Source organism: Ruegeria sp. B11 (assembly GCF_056539785.1).
In genome coordinates this window covers 12,420-30,370 of record NZ_JBQFVO010000004.1, presented here as the reverse complement: position 1 = coordinate 30,370, position 17,951 = coordinate 12,420, and the positions used below count along the sequence as shown (strand labels likewise).

Sequence of the window (17,951 nt, the reverse complement as noted above, 5' to 3'; positions counted from 1 at the left end):
CGAAAGCTGCTATCGCGCTATGAATGCGAAACTGGAAGGAAGCGGGCCAAGATGAAAAAGACTTACGATGTCGCGGTGTTCCATGGGGACGGGATCGGCCCGGAAATTATGGCCCCTACGCTTGAAATTCTGCGTCAGCTCTCGCGCGGCAGTCCTTCCTACGAACTGGTGTTTACAGACGCTCCGGCGGGCGCAGGCCACTACGCCAAAACTGGAGAATCGTTTCCGGCTAGGTCACTCGAAACTGCACGCAACGCCGACGCGATTCTGCTATCTGCAATGGGTTTGCCGGATGTTCGTTACCCTGACGGAACCGAGATTTCACCACAGATTGATCTGCGAAAGCAGCTGGGACTTTTCGCTGGGGTGCGGCCAGTAAAGGTAAGCAGTAGACAAATGACCCCATTGGCGTTGCCTCCCGGAAAAGAGATCGACTTTGTCTTGATACGCGAAAGCACAGAAGGACTGTTCTTCACCCAAGGCGCTGGCGAAGTTACTGAACACGAAGCACGTGAAACTTTGCTGATCACTCGTGAGGTGTCCGAAAAACTGTTCCGTTTCGCGTTTGAACTCGCCCAGAACCGCAAAAGAACCGGGCGCGGTCGGGGTCGAGTTACATGTGTCGACAAAGCCAATGTGTTCCGCGCCTTTGCGTTCTTCAGATCGATGTTTGATGCAGAAGCTGCAAACCATCCCGAATTGCAGGCAGACCATGCCTATGTTGATGCCACCGCACTGTGGATGGTCCAAAAACCTTGGGAGTTCGATGTCTTGGTGACCGAGAACATGTTCGGAGACATCCTCTCCGACCTTGGTGCAGGTCTTATGGGCGGTCTTGGACTGGCTCCATCAGCGGATATCGGGTTGAATCACGCTGTATTCCAACCCTGCCATGGTTCCGCTCCAGACATTGCAGGACAGGGTATTGCCAACCCTTTTGCGATGATCCTGTCCGCAGCAATGATGCTTGAATGGTTGGGTTTGACCCGTGATCACCCAGGCCTGTCAAATGACGGCGAACGATTGCGTGAAGCCGTGGAAAAGGTGACTGCAAACGGACAGAACCTGACTCGTGACCTTGGTGGCACCGCCGGAACGCAGGACGCTGCCTCATCGGTATTGGAAGAATTGCGGGCATGAATACTCAACATACCATCAGGGTCGCGTGTGTGGGTGCGGGGTATTTCAGCAGGTTCCACTACGAAAGCTGGTCCCGAATGCCCGGAGCGGTTCCGATTGCATCCTGCAACCGTGATATCAACAAAGCGAAGGAAACAGGACTGGCCGCTTACGATGATCTGTCAACAATGCTGGAGGCGGAAAAACCAGATCTCGTGGACATCATCCTTCCACCTGTGGCGCAAGCCGACGCTATTCGAACTGCGCTGCATTCGAGCATAAAATGGCTGATCTGCCAAAAACCTTTTTGCAAGTCTTTGGATGAAGCGGAGAAGATCGTTTCAGAGGCTGAAGCGGTTGGTGCAACTATTGTTGTACACGAGAACTTTCGCTTTCAGCCTTGGTATCGTGCAATCAAGGTGGCGATGACCGAGGGTCGAATTGGCACACCTCTCCAAGCGACTTTCCGGCTTCGGCCCGGCGACGGAAAGGGACCGCAAGCCTACCTTGACCGGCAGCCGTACTTTCAGGAAATGCCACGTTTCCTAGTTCATGAAACAGCGGTTCACTGGGTAGACACATTCCGATTTTTGTTCGATGCGCCCAGCGCAGTTTACGCGGACTTGCGCCAAGTTAACCCGGTTATCGCGGGCGAGGACGCAGGTTACATCCTATTTGACCACCCCAACGGTTTGAAAGCTCTGTTCGATGGCAACAGATGCCTTGACCACAGTGCCGAAAACCTGCGTCAAACCATGGGCGAAGCGCTCATCGAAGGAACCGAAGGATCACTGGTTCTTAACGGCGACGGTTCAGTAGAACTCCGCGTTTTTGGAGAACATGAGCGACAGCAGATTCTACCTCCAAGCGATCATGATGGGTTTGGAGGCGACTGCGTCCACGCCTTGCAAAGTCACGTCGTTTCAGGCCTTCTAAGAGGCACGCCGTTGGAAAACACGGCTCGAGACTATTTGGACGTGATCCGCATCGAAGAGAACATCTATCTCTCGGCTGCGGAAGGGCGAAAGATCAACCTGGAGACACCGTGAAGGATCAGGACGCAAAAACTCTTTCCAATACGCAACGCGCCGTTAGGGATTTGCGGCAGATGATCCTGTCCGGCGAACTTGCAGCCGGAACGGACCACCTAGAGTCGGAACTCGCCGAAACCCTTGGTATGTCCCGCACCCCGATACGGGAAGCTGCGCTCATGTTGGAAAGCAAGGGGTTGCTGGAAATGCGGCCCCGCAAAGGCGTGCGGATACTGCCGGTTTCATCAGACGATATGCGTGAAATCTACGACATCCTGACGGAGCTCGAGAGCCTCGCTGCACAACGCGCTGCCGAAGCGGGTTATTCAGAAGATGAACTTTCGGTACTTGCTGGATCAATTGCGAAGATGGACCGAGCCATCGAAGCCGAAGATCTTGAAGCCTGGGCCGAGGCCGATGAGTTATTTCATCAAGAGCTCGTTCGGTTGGGCGGCAACAAACGGGTCGAAGCGATTGTCGCCATGATGAGCGACCAGGTGCGCCGCGCGCGCGCAACGACCTTGTTCATCAGACCCCTGCCCGTCAAATCCAATGAAGATCATCGGGTTGTTTTCCAAGCGATTAGTGAAGGTCGTCCGGATGTCGCCCGTGAACGTCATCGAGAACACAGGCTGCAAGCCAAGGCTATGCTTTGCGAGATACTCGAAAAGCATCGGCTCAACAGCCTCTGATCTTCTCGTATCCGGCCATTAATCATCTAAAATATCTGCTTATTTTCGGTACTAAAGGCGCTCCGAATACTTGTCGATAACGGCAACCCGCAGTTGCCTCCGGCTGCTCTGATATTCTTTTTTCTAGTCGCTCAAACAATCACTGCATCGATTGGGGTTGAAATAGTACGATTTCGTATTAATTTAGTTCGATATCGTACTATTGGAGAGTCAAGATGCCAAACCGAAGACGTTTTCTCAAGATTCTAGGCGGAGGCACAATACTGGCGGCAACGGGCGCGGCTGGGTTTCTCACGACACGTACGCCCCATGAAGCTTTAGCTCCGTGGACGCCAAAACCGTATGATGACCCACGCAAGGCTGCTTTGTCCTACGCAATTCTCGCCCCCAATCCACACAATTTGCAACCTTGGCTGATCGAGTTGGTTGGGCAAGACAAAGTGCGCATCCACCGTGATCCTGAACGTGAGCTTCCTGAAACCGACCCTTACCACCGCCAGCTCTATATTGGCCTCGGCGCATTTGTTGAGACGATGGTTCTGGCAGCAGGTGCACAGGGGTTTGATACAGAGGTCGAGTTACTGCCAGATGGGAATGACGGACCTATCGCAGAAGCGATGTTTGTATCTGGCGCGGCATCCGATCCACTCTCAGATCAAATCCTCAACCGACATTCAAATAAAGAACCGTACACTGAACAGCGGCTCTCTGAGGCGGAAATATCGGTCCTTGAAAACTATGCCACTCTGATTTCCGATGAGGATCTAGTGGCCCGTATTCGAGACCTCACAAAACGCGCTTTTGAAATCGAAATGCGAACTCCACAGACCCTTAGAGAATCCGTCGACCTGATGCGGATCGGCAAAGCAGAAATCAACGCAAACCCAGACGGGATTGAACTGCGTGATCCCATGCTGGAAACGCTGCGACTTACTGGCCTATTGGACAACGAGACCCTGATGAACGTTGATCACCCAGGCACTCAGGCGCACATGCAAGACTACTTCGCTATGCTAGACGCGACACCGCAATACGCAGTCCTCGCGACAGCCACAAATACGCGAAGCGATCAACTTGATGCTGGACGTCAGTTGATGCGTTTCTACCTGAAGACAACCGAAATGGGCCTAGGCGTTCATCCTGTCAGCCAGGCCCTTCAGGAATATCCTGAGATGGCCGATGAATACGCTCTGGCGCATGAGCTTCTTGCGTCACCGGACCACACGGTGCAAATGTTGCTGCGTTTGGGGTATGGACCTGAACCAATTGCCACACCCCGCTGGCCGCTGGAGACACGAATTCTGAATGAAGCCTGAAGATGAGACCACCGAAGTTTACCGATTCTTTACCGAGGTCGGGATCATCAATCAGTTGATCTCGACCAAGCTGGAAGCGTTCTTGCCTGGTAGAATGACGGCGACTCAATTCGGAATTTTGGGCCATCTGGTACGGCGTCCCGAGGGTGAAACTCCACAGCAACTTTCGAACGCGTTTCAAGTGCCTAAAACTTCGATGACGCACATGCTCTCCAGTCTTGAAAATCATGACCTGGTTACTCTTGAAGCCAACCCCAATGACAAACGTTCGAAAATTGCTCGGCCTACACCGCAAGGCGCTGAGTTTTTGAAAGCTTGTATGGAGCGGATGTCGGAATCCCTGGCTCCAGTTTTGTCCGAACTCGGGCCTGAACCGTTCCAGGAATCATTGCCTAATCTGACGCTCATACGCGAAACTTTGGACAGCGAGCGCGACTAGCCGAAACCTGCGCCAGCCGAAGCAAGCAACTAAATTTTCAGAACATCATGCAATCCGCGCCCGGCGGGAGCGGCAGCGATCCTTCAGGCAAAGTGGGCGTGTAGTCAAATGTCACAATCTTCGCGCCGCCGTCGAATGCAACGAACAGTTGATTGGACCCCGGCCTAATGGCGATGCCTTCTGGATCGGTTCCGAATTCCAACAAACTTTGCTGGGCGAGAAGTTGGCCATCTGCCGTGAACTCATACAGGCTGTTTGACCCTTCCCAGTCATCAACAATCAACATGTGGCCGGTACGCGGATCAATCGCGATCCCCTGCGCCTCACTCAAGGGAGGAGAGAGCTTCATGGTATCCAACCTCGCCGTCAAAGCACCCTCTGAAGTGAACCACGACAACCGTTCGGGGTCATCCTCTACGGTCACGATCTGTCCCTTGGCGTTGATCGCAATTCCTTCCGTATCCGCGAAACCACCTTCCAATTCGAAGGGTGCTCCCAGGCGTGATCCGTCCTTGGTGACACGTTGAAGACTGCCGAGACCATCGCCCAGCAACAAGTGATCCCCTTCAACAGCAATTGCTTTGATCCGAAAGAGATCGCTGGATATACGGCGCAATTCATCACCTTGCAATGTAACGAGAATTGCCTCGGGCCCCTCGTTCGCAATCCACAACCCACAAAAGGTCGGATCGTAGTCAAGACTTGCGGGCTGATTAAGTTCATAACGCCCTGTTTCGCGAAGCTGCAATGCCGTGGCCGGGGTCGACACAGCAAAAATCACTAAGGCGGTGGTCCTCACAAACACTCAGGATGCTCCGAAAATCTGCATCAAAACTGTGGGGCGGAATCGTAACACGTCAATGCTAAGAGCACCTAAACTTCCAAAATCAGAGAGCATCATTTTACCTGATCAAAGACTTATAACACGGAAACTGGTTACGAGCGGTGTGGTTCGACGCATCTGGGTTCTGCCATAGTCCGTTGGAACTAGGGGTGTGTCGAAATCGCAAACCAACAACATGGCGCATGTGAGAGTTACGAAATCAACACTAGCGAACGAAACAACCTCAGGCTTCATAGAACAAACTTGCAATCGCGTGCTCGGGCGTAGTCACCTAGGGCATAGGGTTGGAGAAAGCCAATGGCGCTGTGGAAGTTCGTGATTAGTGTTTATTGCGCGCTGTTTCTTGTCGCTTGCGCTCCGAAAACCCGCACGTATGAAAAGACTGTATCTGCTGCGCTACCGGCAAATTCCAGCACTGCTCTGGGTCAGGCGGCCAATCGCCTTGGGGATCCTAAAGACGGTCGGTCAGGCATCAAGCTGATCAGTGATGGAGAAGAAGCGCTCGTATCACGGCTGTTGTTGGCCACTGCGGCCGAGCGAACGATAGACGCGCAATACTATCTTCTGCACGACGACCCAACCGGTCACCTGTTCGCTGCCAGTCTCTTGCAAGCGGCGGATCGGGGTGTTCGTGTCAGGCTGTTGTTGGATGATATGGATACGTCGGGCTACGACGCGATGACCGCCGCGTTGGACAATCACAAAAACATTGAAATAAGGCTATTCAACCCGTTCTGGCGAGATCAGAGCCTTTTGATCGCGGGTCTGACTGATTTCAAACGCATCAATCGCAGAATGCACAACAAGTCCATGACAGCAGACAACGTGTTCACGATTGTGGGTGGGAGAAACATCGGTGCCGAGTATTTTTTGGCGCGGGAAGAAATGAACTATGCTGATCTGGATGTGCTGGCCGCAGGCCCAGTTGTACGCGAAGTGTCACGTAGCTTTGACGCTTACTGGAACAGCGAATTCGCTGTTCCGGCTCGCGTGGTTGTCGGAGAACCCGAAGAATTTGACCTGAGCGATGCACGCAGCAGGTTGAATGAACTCGTCGAGGAAGCGAAACAAACGCAGTACGGCGCAGCGCTCAGAAAGTCGGCAAAAGAGAACTTCGCGGATGGCGCCCTGTTACTGGATTGGCTGCCAGCGAAACTTTATGCTGATCCGCCTTCAAAGGCCGCGGGCCTCGAGAACTCAGGTCCCGTTCTTGCATCTCAATTGCTTCCGTACTTTGAGAATGCCAGCAGTGAAGTGAACATCGTGTCCGCCTACTTCGTGCCGCGCAACAACGGTGTGAAATGGCTGACCGAACTCGAGAACCGTGGGGTCGACGTAAAGGTTGTAACCAATTCACTTGCATCTAACGACGTCGCACCCGTTTACGCACACTACGCCAAGAAACGCCGAGCACTACTACGCGGTGGAGTAGAACTCTACGAGCTGCGACCCGACGCTTATCAAGTCCAACGCCGCGGTATTAACTGGGCTCAATCCAGGTCAGGCCTGCACTCCAAGGCATTTGCAATTGATGACCAGTACTTATTCGTGGGTTCATTCAACTGGGATCCGCGATCTGTCAACATCAACACCGAGATGGGAATTCTGATTGACTCTCCAGCATTGACTGCGCAGACGATGGGAGCCTTGGACGACGCACTACCCGCATACACATATAACGTGACGCTCGAGCAAGCTGGCCAGCTTAGATGGACGACAAGAGCCAATGATGGCACCATTCTTGAATACCAATTCGAGCCGACAGGATCGGCCTGGGATCACATAGTTGCCGGGCTATTAAGTATTTTACCAATTGGGTCCCAGCTTTAGGTTTCTGCAAACTACTTGATCGCTTGGCCGTCACCGGCGCCTGCGAAGATGGCAGCAAAAAAGAAATAGGACATCAGTCGCAGATATTTCCCAATATCTAATTCTTAATTCAGACTAGATATTCATTTTATCAACTGCTGGCGGGAAAATGCCTGCTACCAAAGTCAATGGCCATGTTCATCATTCCAGGGAAGCTGAACGACAACGGGCAAGTCCCGTTTTCCGGTTACTCTAACAGTTACGTTCAGCTTGCCGTGCCTTAGTGGATTTTTGCGCTTTGTGTTTCATTTCTAGCGATCATCTAATTTCGTAAGATGCCGAAGGTAGATTGTTTTGAATAACTATAGCTGACTATTGTGCATCTTCAGTGAGTAAGAACAATTCAATGGGCTGCGCAAGGCCACGTATTTCGTGATCCCCACAGCTAACGAACATGTTCGGAGCAGCACTTGCAACGGCTGACGTCGCCAACACTCTCCGACCAGTTGATTTTGTTAAACCTTCAATTCGGCTTGCAACGTTCACCGCCCCGCCCAGAACTGTGAAATCAAGCCTGCCGGGGCTGCCGATATTACCATAGCTGACCTGCCCGACGTTAATTCCAATACCAACATCCAAAGGCGGTTTTTGAAGCCCGTCTCGTCTGGTGTTGAGAGCGTTCAAACCACTCAACACACTCTGCGCTGCAAGAGCCGCCATTCTGCAGCGGTCGGCATGGTCTTTTTGAGCTTCAATAGTAAAGATCGACAGGATGCCATCGCCCATGAACTTGAGGACGTCTCCACCGTTGTCCTCTACGGCTTTAACCACCAGATCAAAATAGTCGCTAAGCGTGTCGAAGATATCTTCTTCCGGAGAGGTCTCGGAAAGTGCTGTAAAGCCTCGCAGATCAGAGAACATCACCACGGCATCCAAAGTTGTTCGCTCTCCGCGCTTTATATTGCCGCTCCAGACGGCCTCGGAAGGTCCATCTCCTAAATAAGTTCGAAGCAGACCTTTAGACGATTTTCGCATCGTGACAGGTTCCAAGGCGGAAGAAAGGGCCGGTAAGGCCGCTTCAATCAGCATAAGATGTTCGGGCGAGAATCCATCCTTTGCCTGAGTAACGAACGTACATCCATGCAGCGATCCATCGCCGTAATAGAGCAAAGTAGCGTAGTAGTCGGTGCCACCCTGCTCTGCAAATTCAAGATAGGATGAATGCTCTGTTTCCAAGTCCAGTCGCCGTAGACTTTTGTGAAGTGGCTTTCTGTTCGCAAGAATATACTCGAATGAACTCCCGACATAACCATCTGTCAACATCGTCTCATGCGTGACGTCGTAGCTGTCGGTGCCTTCAGGCGTCCAAACTACCCCCCAGGCAATAAGCAATGGGTTGGCAAAGCGCTGGCCAATGTTTGCCCGCCATAGCGGCACTCCGGCCTCGATCAAGGAGGAACAAAACTGTGACACCACCTTTACAGGATCACCGGAGCGACGACCTTCTGTAATCATCCATTCGGTCAGTCGAGTGACTTCTTCCATGGACCCAATTTAGTCGCTTGGAAACGATGAGCAAAGACAATTGGATTGGCAATGTCGGTTGCTGTTGTTGAGCAGCCTGATCAGACCTGTCCAAATTGATGCTCGGGCATCGACGGAATGTATTCCATCGGGAAGATGGTTTGTAAATTTAGATCCCGCGCGGTTCCAAACAGACCTATTTGAAGATTGCAACCCTTTCTTGGGAAACCTTCAATAGAAACCAATCTCGCTGACATCTACGCGGGCCTCGTGATCTCTACCGTAGGCTACAACTCCAACTGAGGTGATTTCGTCAGCAACGGGAATAGCGCGCAACATGGCACCTGAAGCCTTGAAGCCTGAGAGAGGTAACCAGACTTCGGTCCAGTTGTCAGAAGTTGCGAACGCGGCCTGATAGTATTGCCATGGAAGCACCGTGCCACGTGTCCTGAGGTGGACGAAGTATTGCTCGCCATTCCCCCGTACCAACAGCCTGACGCCCGATACTCCCTCATCTGGTCGATCAGACAACTTGCGTCGGAACTGGATAAAGCCGCCGTTGTTTTTTGTGCTGACGGTTCCGGTCAACCGGGCGAACGCAACATCACGTTCCGAACGAAACTGCACCTGTCCTGAAGAAACTCCTCCCATGACGGTGTCGGCAACGTAGTCCCAACTCGTCTCCGGAGACTTGGAGAAGTCTTCTGCAAGATTTTCATCAGCCTGTGCCATTATAGATCCGATGATAACAAGACCTGAAACAAGCCCAGCGAAGTTTCCACGCATATCGTTTTTTCTCAGTTCAGTATTGCAATAGAAAGGTTCAAGACAGTGGCAAATGCGACCCATGCAAAGTACGGCAGGAAGGCTAGTGCGGAAACCTGATCCGAGCTCCTGACCAGAGCGATGAACATGACGATCACAATCAGCAACGCGACAATGATCACAAAGGCAATCCACGGTAGTTGCATTACGAAAAAGGTTGGGGACCACAAAAAGTTCAGACCCATCTGCACCCACCACAGCTTCATGGGCGTCGAGCTTTGGTCTGTTTCAAACTGACGCCAACCCGCCATGGCTATCAAAACATAAAGCACCGTCCAGACCGGGCCAAATATCCAATTTGGTGGATTGAAAGCAGGTTTAGAAAGCTGCGCATACCAATCGCCAGGCGCGGTCAATATCCCGATCAGGATGCCGCCTCCCAACACGAGCGCAAGAAATGCTATGCGGACCATCCAATTCGACATTGTGGGATAGCTTTCAGCAGCCCTTGGTCGTTACGTTGACAAGCGCTTCGGAAGAGAAGGTCGCAGTACTGGTCTCATCCGCGTCGGTATATGACACCGTGGCGCCTTCGATCTCCGACTCCGTTACGGTGATTTCGCGTTGCCCGATCGTGTCGTCCACATCGATGGTAAAGGCTAATTTGTCCCCGGCTGCGAGGGAAACGATCTCAAGTTCAATTGTATTCTGCCCGTCCACGACCGAAGGAAATTGACGCAGTGCATCCGCACCCTCAACGAATTCGAGCGGTTGGAATACCTCTACACCCGCGCCTTTTTCGGTAACGTCGAAAATCAGACGTCCAGCAGATTGCGACAAGTCAATTTTGACGGTCGAGGTTTCTACTTCGCACGTTCCTACATTTGTCAGAACAAAACGGTCTTTGGGTGCGCCTTCTATGAAGCGAATTTGAACTCCGGCTTGAAGCGAAGTGGCTGCAAATAGTCCAAGGGTCGCCGCAAGAATACTCTTCGGGAGCATATTTATCTCCTTCCTTATTGGTTCTTGATAGATACGCTTCGGCGGATCTCTTGGATCAGACTTATGCCCTTTGACTATGGTGGTTTAGCTGACAGGCCCTTTCGAAGTTCCATGCACCGCTGTCAGAACGACGAAGTCAAAACATACCATTGTCATTCTCGCTGTTTGCTGGAACTTCCTGAAGAACGTCCCAGTGTTCGACAACCTTGCCATCAGCATCCAGGCGAAAAATATCGATCCCTGCGTACTCGAGACCATCGGGCCAGATTTGATGGCAATGCAGAACAACGTGATCGCCTTCAGCAAACGCACGTTTGATGTCCACACGCTTTCCCGGGTATTCGGCGGCCATGCGCTCGAAGTACTCAACAAAGGCTTGCTTTCCGTCGCCAACATGCGGGTTGTGCTGCGTATAGGTATCACCAACAAAGGTTGCTATGGCCTCCGCAGGTCGACACTCGTTGAACATCATTTCGTAGAAAGCGATGACGTTTTTCTTGTTTGTTTCGAGGTCCGGCATGCTGATCTCCAAATCGACGTTTGCACCGCCCAAAAAATGTTGTCCCACGCAAGTCTTGGAAGCAACCCGGCAAGGACCTCAATCCCTAATCGGCAAGAAGTTACCGGCTTGATTTTGCGTTGCGATTATTTCGCGAGTTAGCCACTTATTCGGTTTCTTCAAAGTCTATGTGAATGTGATTTCCATCAGGATCGGCCACATGGATTTGCACCATTCCAGCCCCCGGGACATCAGTTTTGCGATACTGGATCTGACTCGAGATCAGTTTTTCTTCGAATGCGCTCAACCCCGTGGCTGAGAGCGCAAAATGCTCGAGCTTGAGCCTCACTTCAGAGCCAACGTTAGGTGTTCCTTCGTGACCCACAAGATGAACCACGGCGTCATCACCCGTATACAACCATGCTCCGGGAAACGGAAAATCGGGGCGGGCCCCGGGTTTCAAACCCAGGACATTTTCATACCAAGTAACCATCTCAGGCAACCTAGTCGTCACGATATTCACATGATCCAGCCGTTCAATTCTCATTAAAAACCCTCAAGCACGAGCTTTCCTTTGGCCTTGCCGCTTTCAAGGATAGCATGCGCTTTCTTTAAGTTTGTAGCATTGATCCTACCAAGTGTATCGGTCGCTGTGGATCTTATCTTTCCATCGTCTATCAACGCGGCGACCTGATTCAGGATTTTGCTTTGACGATTCATATCTCCAGTCCCAAAAAGCGACCGAGTGCCTTATGAGTTCTTCTGAGCTGAAGCAGAGTACATCTGTACGGACCGCCGAGAAGCGGCTCAGAAGAAAATCGCAAGCCCGGTCATTGAGACAACCAAGAAAAGTAGGGTCATGATTCCACCCGAGCGAACAAAACCGACCACCCGATAACCCGCTGGCCCCATGATCAACGCGTTCACCTTATGTGTTGGGATTAAAAAAGAGTTGGACGTCGAAATTGCCACAGTGCGAGCAAATACAGCCGTGTTGACGCGACGGGTTGCAGCCAAAGCTCAGGTTCAACCACATAGAGTGGCAGAACTGACCCGAACACAGACGCTTGCGCTGTTGCTGGATGATCATTTACCCGTAAATCCCGTTTGAATTAAACGACTTGCACGATACCTCTGTTTTCATGCGTTGTAGGTATGGTCAAAAAAAGAAGCTTTGTTCCAGTCTTCTCCGCATTTCGCTGTTGATGTCGCTTTTTGCACCGAAGCCATTAGCTTTCGGCACTTGAATGTAGGAGGTTTCCTCGAACCCACCGATAAGCGCCCGGAAAGGAGTAACCGAGGGGTTGTTCTTAGAATGCGCGACGGATTCCGCAACGGCCCATGTCAACGTCCAGACACCGATACCAGCACCGAACATTATTAAGAACCAGCAGAAGTCGAGAACTCAGGCTTTTCGCCTTGTACAATCAGGTTCAGGCGTCCGGCTGCTGGCCAGTTGGCCGAACCGATGCAGACAAAACAAATCCGGTGACAACCCAAGTGTAACACGCGGCAAACTGAGCTAGGATCGCTGCATTCCAGCCACCGAGAATCCTGCCAGCTTAGGTTGGCCACATGATGCACCAGATAACCAACAGATTGATGATGACTATATTGATGACCGTCACGTTTACGCTGAACCCCGAATAAAACCGTTGTCAGCGATCTTAATCGGAAGTTCCGAAAGAGGTGGCTTTATCGCCATAGTCAAATTCTCCCTATTTTTTGATTTTAGAGTGGATAGATTTGCTTGTTCTGACTCGATTACCCATTCCCCCAAGAAACCAATGAGACAACGATGCAGATAATCTGCGTCGCCAGTCTCATCGGGTCCGGGGAGTTAAAATTTGCTGGAGTTCTCAGCTTTCCAGAGCCAGCTTATGCACGTGAATTTCATTAATCGGGTGGCTTTCCGCGCCTATCACGCCGGGACGAGAGTGGCGGTACAGAGATCGCCAATAAGGTTGGATTATCGTGCCGTCATCCCGCATATACTGTTCGATCTTTTCCATGCGGACCCGGCGCGTATCTGCATCGGCGATTGCTGAGGCCTCTTCCAGCATCGTGTCAAACTCGGCGCTAGCCAGACCGGTTTCATTCCAAGCCACACCCGACTTGTATGCCAAGGTCAGCACCTGAACACCTAACGGTCGATGTCCCCAATCTGTTGAGCTGAATGGGTATTTATTCCAATCGTTCCAAAATGTGTTACCCGGCAATACTGTGCGCGTTACCTTGAGCCCAGCATCGCGCAGTTGTGCCGCTAATGCGTCGGTTGTGTTTCGGCGCCAGTCATCGTCAATCGAGAAGATTTCGTGCTCGTAGTCGAGCATTCCAGCTTCTTCCAACAATGCGCGTGCGCCTTCGACATCCTTTTCCGGCGCTCCAATGTCCGCGTATTCCGGATGAATAGGGCAAACGTGATGGTTTTCGCCTAGCGTCCCACGATTGGCGTATCCCAATTCCAGCAAAATGGCATTGTCGCAAGCCATCGCAAGAGCGCGGCGAACACGCGCGTCCGCATAAGGCTTTATGCCATCCACTTCGGCATCGCGGTTTGTTCGCAATACCATGGTATTGGCTGAAACGGACTCGCTCTGATTCCAACCGATGCTTTCGTAAATGTCGACAAATTCACCGACCGTTTCATAGGTCATATCGATTTCTTCTGCTTCTGCAGCTGCCAAATGTGCTGCGCCATCCGTGCCGTAGTCGATAAACTCGATCCGATCCAAATAGGCGCCTTCGCCCCACCAATCGTGATCTGTGTTCTTCTCTAGTACGACCTTTTCACCAACCAGATACTCAACCAGTTTGTATGGTCCTGTACCGACCGGGTCATTCGCCGGATCGCCGGACCAACCATCGGGCACGATTGCTGCCGGGTATTCTGTGACTGCGGGGATAATAGTGATGTCAGGTCGCGTCAGCTTCAGCTTCAGTGTCAGATCGTCGACTACTTCCAATGCGCCTGCGGCCGGGCCATCTCCAGCTTCGTTCTGTAAGGATCCCATGCGCGCGGCCATAGAGTTACCCTCCCAACTGCCGTCACACCATCGACTAAAGTTGTAAGCAACATCCTTGGCCGTCAGCGTTCCACGCCCGTCATTCCAGTTCACTCCGGGCCGCACACGCAGAACATACTCCGTGGCGTCGTCGTTCACTTCCCAGCCTTCAAGCAAGCGAGGTTCGAACGTACCGTCCGCGTTGTACTGAACAAGATATTCTAAGAATCCTCGGACCACATTTCCAAGCTGAGGCCAGTTGTAAAGCGGTGGATCAAGCTGCGCACGCACCACCTGCTGAATACGAATTGTACCGCCGGGCTGGATATTCGACGACGCCTGTGCTGGCTGAGTTAGACCAATCATCGAATAAGCAGCCGATGCAGACAGCCCAAGTGCTGTCGCACGCGTCAGGAACTCACGGCGGCTTAGCGTTCCGTCGGCTACTTCACCGATATGCATGGCGATCGCTGGATGGACTGTCTGGTTACGACATTGCTTGGTCATCATTGGCTCCCGTGTACACTCTTGGGGCGCCTTACACGCCCATTGATACAGTTTTTGGTATATATTTTCGCTGTTTTGCAGTAGCTGAGTAATTATGGATGACATTAACAGAATTAATACCAATCTGAGTCGCAACCTAGTCGCGCTATATGCATTCGAAATGGTCGCGAGACATGGGAATTTTACGAGTGCGGGAGAAGCACTCGGGCTAACCCAGTCATCGATCTCGCAGCGAATAAAAGGTCTCGAGGTTGATCTAGGAGTCGTCCTCTTCAAAAGAGAACACCGTGGTGTTTCACTCACATACGAGGGCCTGAGGCTTTTGAATGTGGTAAGACCCGCGATGGCGCAGATGAACTATGCAGTAAGTTCTTTGCTTGAACGCAAAACTAAACCCAGGGTTCGAATTTCTGCCGATTTTGCGTTCTCAACGTTCTGGTTGTTACCGCGTTTGGGATACCTTCGAGAGGAAATCGGGGAAGAAATCGAAATTCAGATTTTGGCCTCGACTGTTCCACCCGATCTAGATGACACCGATTGCGATATACAAATCCATGTGGCACCAAAAGACCAAATAAAACCCGATGAAATACTTCTTCTGGAAGAGGTCGTAGCAGCCGTTTGCAGCCCACAGCTATTAGAAAAAATTAGGCCTATCCAATCATCCTCGGATTTACTGGAAATTCAACTGTTGAGTCTATCAAAACCCGCAACCGCTGCTTGGCAAACCTGGCAAGGGTGGTTTGATAGTTTGGGTATAGCGGGCGAGAGAAAAAAAAATTACATCAGTTTTAATAACTATGACATGGTCACCCAGGCCGCATTGTCTGGCGATGGCGTGGCGTTGGGCTGGATTGGATTGATCGATGATCTGCTCGACAAAGGTTCTTTGGTGACCGTTACGGACGATCTGGTCTCCAGCGAGGCTGGATACGTGATGTCGCTAACTCATGCCAACTCGGGCCGAGGTCCCAAACTCGTTTTCGACTGGATAGCGGATCAAGTTCTTACAACATCTTCGGGGTAACAGGTTGTCGGGTTGTTCGCTCAACGATTGCGCGAAGCCAAATGAATTTGAGGAACGGTCGCAATCTAACAACGCCATAAAGCGCCTTTGAAGGCTTGCCATTTTTGCGCCTTTTGGAGTTTCAAAGCTCAGTGGTGATTGTTTGCTTCGGGGCTGTGAGCAGCCAGACCAGCAAACTGCAGAGAACGGTAACCCTGAGCCCAGACCTCCTACGCAAATTCAACGGAGCGCTGCACTTGTATTCGGCATTAGCAGCCCAAAGCGGTCGTTGGTTTCAAATCGACAAAGCGGAATTCAGGCGGTTCGGAGCCTTCGTGGCCATATCTTTTAGCTTCAACATGGTCTTCGCGATGGAACAGCAAGCGTTCAAGGGGGCACGAATGTAGACCTTGCGGGTCGTTGCCTCTAACGTAACTTTCGGGGGGGGGCAGAAAGTGAAGCGGAAACTTGCAGCGATTTTGGCAGCCGATGTTGTTGGCTTCTCACGCCTCATGGGGCGTGATGAAGAAAACACGATTCTGCGACTAAACCTTTTGCTTTCTGAATTGGTTCAACCCCAAATACGCGAGTCCAGAGGGCGAATTGTCAAGTTGATGGGCGATGGTTTGTTGGCCGAATTCACCAGTGTGGTCGACGCGGCAGAGTGCGCTATTGCCATTCAACGAGCAATGCAGGACCGAGAACCTGACGTGCCCCGCGTGCAACGCATTCAATTGCGGATCGGCATTCATCTGGGAGATGTGATTTCTGAAGGTTCAGATGTTTTTGGCGAAGGTGTCAACGTAGCCGCAAGATTGGAAGCAATCGCAGAACCCGGAAGCGTCTGCATTTCTGAGGATGTATACCGTCAGATCAAAGGAAAGGTCTCCGGCAGCTTCAAGGATCTGGGTGAACAAGATCTAAAAAACATCGAGCATAAGATTGGTGCCTACAGCATCGATCTCGACCCGGCGCGCCTGTCACCCGAGTTCTACGAAGTTCTAACGGGTGAGCAGTTGGAGTTGCCGGACCAACCGTCAATCGCTGTCCTGCCATTTCAAAACATGTCAGGCGACCCAGAGCAGGAATACTTCGCGGACGGAATTACAGAAGACATCATAACCGCGCTGTCGCATATAAATGGCCTCATCGTGATGGCCCGCAATTCGACGTTTGCCTACAAAGGAAGGTCTGTCGATGTAAGACAGGTCGGACGGGAGTTAGGTGTTCGTTTCGTCCTTGAAGGGAGTGTTCGAAAGGCGGGGCAGCGGGTTCGCATCACCGGGCAGCTTATTGAGTGTCAAACCGGGTCGCATTTGTGGGCCGACCGGTATGACCGTCAGATTGAAGACATTTTTACCGTTCAAGATGAAATCACACGCGAAATTTCCATCTCATTGGCGGTCAACCTTACACACGGACAAGAGCTCAGGCTTTGGGCTGATCAAGCGCCTAACTTTGAGGCGTGGGACTTGATGATGCGTGGCATCAGTGAACAATATAAATTTACAAAAGAAGGGAATCTCTCCGCGATTCAGCTCTACCGGAAAGCGGTTGAACTTGACCCCGAGAACTCGTCATTCAGAACGGGCCTCGGCTGGGCGTTGCAAGCCGGTGCCCGCCTTGGGTTTCATCAAGATCCGAAGGCGTCAACTGACGAGGCCCAGTCTATTTGCGACGCATTGTTGGCGATGAAAAATGTCCCGGCTGATGTCTACGCACTGCAAGGGTATATTTTCACCAACCAATCTCGTTTTGATGAAGCCAAAGCCTTCTGCAATGAAGCTATCGAACGGCAACCCAGTGTCTCGCTTTCTCATGCCATGCTGGCAATTGCGTACAATAGTTGCGGTGAATTTGAGGAAAGCCTGAATAGCATGCGAAAGGCCATTCGGCTGTCGCCCTACAGCCCGGACTGGTATTTCAGCCATTTGGGGGATGCCTATCGTGGGTTAGGTCAGCTGGAGCAAGCAAGAACAGTTTACCGGCACTTGGAAACCCGCTTGCCTGGCACCTTGTTGTGCCAAATCCGTTTGGCAGCGATCCACGCTGATCTTGATGACACCGAAAATGCTAGGAAAGCAGTAGACGCAGTTCTTTCAATCGAACCTCAATTTTCGGTGCAAACCTATACCGGGCACATGGTCTACAAAACTGAAGCCCTGCGCAAATTCTGGGCGGATGCTATGCTAAAGGCCGGTCTACCAGTGTAGCGCCGCAGTATTATATTGGGTTGTGGAAATCGAAGATTGCTTTGGTTGCCACGAAATTGCGTAGCGGCTTGAAACGTAAATCGAAAAATCGGATCAGGCACAGTATCGACTAAGATAGCTTTCAGCCCAAACCGGACATACCTAACCTGAAGGCAGGGCAAAAAGCAGAAGCTCACTACA

General features: G+C 51.6%; 18 protein-coding genes and 2 pseudogenes. 9 read left to right on the top strand and 11 right to left on the bottom strand.

Annotated features, from left to right (window positions below; genetic code table 11):
• Positions 1-51: 51 nt before the first annotated feature.
• From ACR0I1_RS14600 to ACR0I1_RS14580, 5 genes are all read left to right on the top strand, one after another.
• Entirely contained in the window at positions 52-1,140 is a 1,089-nt protein-coding gene (locus tag ACR0I1_RS14600) for an isocitrate/isopropylmalate dehydrogenase family protein (RefSeq protein WP_480707009.1), read from the top strand.
• The gene (locus tag ACR0I1_RS14595) at positions 1,137-2,168 is read left to right on the top strand and encodes a Gfo/Idh/MocA family protein (RefSeq protein ID WP_480707007.1); all 1,032 of its coding nucleotides are present in this window, start codon (positions 1,137-1,139) and stop codon (positions 2,166-2,168) included. The genes ACR0I1_RS14600 and ACR0I1_RS14595 overlap by 4 nt, the downstream gene beginning before the upstream one ends.
• Positions 2,165-2,842: a GntR family transcriptional regulator gene (locus tag ACR0I1_RS14590; protein ID WP_480707005.1), complete on the top strand. Its 678-nt coding sequence runs from the start codon at positions 2,165-2,167 to the stop codon at positions 2,840-2,842. Before ACR0I1_RS14595 ends, ACR0I1_RS14590 begins: the two co-directional genes overlap by 4 nt.
• Before the next feature lie 215 nt (positions 2,843-3,057).
• Positions 3,058-4,158, top strand: coding sequence for an Acg family FMN-binding oxidoreductase (locus ACR0I1_RS14585; RefSeq protein ID WP_480707003.1), 1,101 nt, complete (start codon positions 3,058-3,060; stop codon positions 4,156-4,158).
• The gene (locus ACR0I1_RS14580) at positions 4,148-4,597 is read left to right on the top strand and encodes a MarR family winged helix-turn-helix transcriptional regulator (RefSeq protein ID WP_480562747.1); all 450 of its coding nucleotides are present in this window, start codon (positions 4,148-4,150) and stop codon (positions 4,595-4,597) included. The genes ACR0I1_RS14585 and ACR0I1_RS14580 overlap by 11 nt, the downstream gene beginning before the upstream one ends.
• Before the next feature lie 37 nt (positions 4,598-4,634).
• Here ACR0I1_RS14580 and ACR0I1_RS14575 read toward each other — a convergent pair whose 3' ends face one another.
• Entirely contained in the window at positions 4,635-5,402 is a 768-nt protein-coding gene (locus tag ACR0I1_RS14575) for a hypothetical protein (protein WP_480707002.1), read from the bottom strand.
• A 336-nt stretch (positions 5,403-5,738) separates the two neighbouring features.
• Here ACR0I1_RS14575 and ACR0I1_RS14570 point away from each other — a divergent pair, with 336 nt between their 5' ends.
• Positions 5,739-7,271: a phospholipase D family protein gene (locus tag ACR0I1_RS14570; protein ID WP_170395466.1), complete on the top strand. Its 1,533-nt coding sequence runs from the start codon at positions 5,739-5,741 to the stop codon at positions 7,269-7,271.
• A gap of 351 nt (positions 7,272-7,622) precedes the next feature.
• Here ACR0I1_RS14570 and ACR0I1_RS14565 read toward each other — a convergent pair whose 3' ends face one another.
• From ACR0I1_RS14565 to ACR0I1_RS14520, 10 genes and pseudogenes are all read right to left on the bottom strand, one after another.
• Entirely contained in the window at positions 7,623-8,795 is a 1,173-nt protein-coding gene (locus tag ACR0I1_RS14565) for an adenylate/guanylate cyclase domain-containing protein (RefSeq protein WP_480707001.1), read from the bottom strand.
• A 210-nt stretch (positions 8,796-9,005) separates the two neighbouring features.
• Positions 9,006-9,506, bottom strand: a complete 501-nt coding sequence (locus ACR0I1_RS14560; protein WP_170626246.1) for a CIA30 family protein — start codon at positions 9,504-9,506, stop codon at positions 9,006-9,008.
• 65 nt (positions 9,507-9,571) lie between these two features.
• A complete protein-coding gene (locus tag ACR0I1_RS14555; RefSeq protein WP_170567645.1) occupies positions 9,572-10,024 on the bottom strand; it encodes a TspO/MBR family protein in 453 nt (150 codons plus the stop codon).
• Positions 10,025-10,037: 13 nt separating this feature from the next.
• Complete coding sequence (locus ACR0I1_RS14550; RefSeq protein WP_170408449.1) at positions 10,038-10,541, bottom strand: aggregation factor core; 504 nt, start codon at positions 10,539-10,541, stop codon at positions 10,038-10,040.
• Positions 10,542-10,677: 136 nt separating this feature from the next.
• Positions 10,678-11,061: a nuclear transport factor 2 family protein gene (locus ACR0I1_RS14545; protein ID WP_170626249.1), complete on the bottom strand. Its 384-nt coding sequence runs from the start codon at positions 11,059-11,061 to the stop codon at positions 10,678-10,680.
• A 145-nt stretch (positions 11,062-11,206) separates the two neighbouring features.
• Positions 11,207-11,587, bottom strand: coding sequence for a VOC family protein (locus ACR0I1_RS14540; RefSeq protein ID WP_480707000.1), 381 nt, complete (start codon positions 11,585-11,587; stop codon positions 11,207-11,209).
• On the bottom strand, positions 11,587-11,760 hold the full coding sequence (locus ACR0I1_RS14535; protein ID WP_480706999.1) for a zinc-binding dehydrogenase: 174 nt from the start codon (positions 11,758-11,760) through the stop codon (positions 11,587-11,589). The genes ACR0I1_RS14540 and ACR0I1_RS14535 overlap by 1 nt, the downstream gene beginning before the upstream one ends.
• A gap of 87 nt (positions 11,761-11,847) precedes the next feature.
• Positions 11,848-12,030 (bottom strand): annotated as a pseudogene (locus ACR0I1_RS14530) (hypothetical protein); the annotation flags it as partial.
• A 169-nt stretch (positions 12,031-12,199) separates the two neighbouring features.
• Positions 12,200-12,418 (bottom strand): hypothetical protein, encoded by a 219-nt coding sequence (locus ACR0I1_RS14525; protein WP_480706998.1) that lies wholly within the window; start codon positions 12,416-12,418, stop codon positions 12,200-12,202.
• Positions 12,419-12,899: 481 nt separating this feature from the next.
• Positions 12,900-14,552, bottom strand: coding sequence for an ABC transporter substrate-binding protein (locus tag ACR0I1_RS14520; protein WP_480706997.1), 1,653 nt, complete (start codon positions 14,550-14,552; stop codon positions 12,900-12,902).
• A gap of 94 nt (positions 14,553-14,646) precedes the next feature.
• Between ACR0I1_RS14520 and ACR0I1_RS14515 the strand changes: the two are divergent.
• The 3 genes and pseudogenes from ACR0I1_RS14515 to ACR0I1_RS14505 all read left to right on the top strand — a co-directional run.
• Positions 14,647-14,853, top strand: a pseudogene (locus ACR0I1_RS14515) (helix-turn-helix domain-containing protein); the annotation flags it as partial.
• Positions 14,854-14,895: 42 nt separating this feature from the next.
• Positions 14,896-15,579 carry a LysR substrate-binding domain-containing protein gene (locus ACR0I1_RS14510; RefSeq protein WP_480707222.1) on the top strand — a complete coding sequence of 228 codons (684 nt, stop codon included), beginning with the start codon at positions 14,896-14,898 and terminating at the stop codon, positions 15,577-15,579.
• A gap of 434 nt (positions 15,580-16,013) precedes the next feature.
• Entirely contained in the window at positions 16,014-17,771 is a 1,758-nt protein-coding gene (locus ACR0I1_RS14505; protein ID WP_480706996.1) for an adenylate/guanylate cyclase domain-containing protein, read from the top strand.
• Positions 17,772-17,951: the final 180 nt, after the last annotated feature.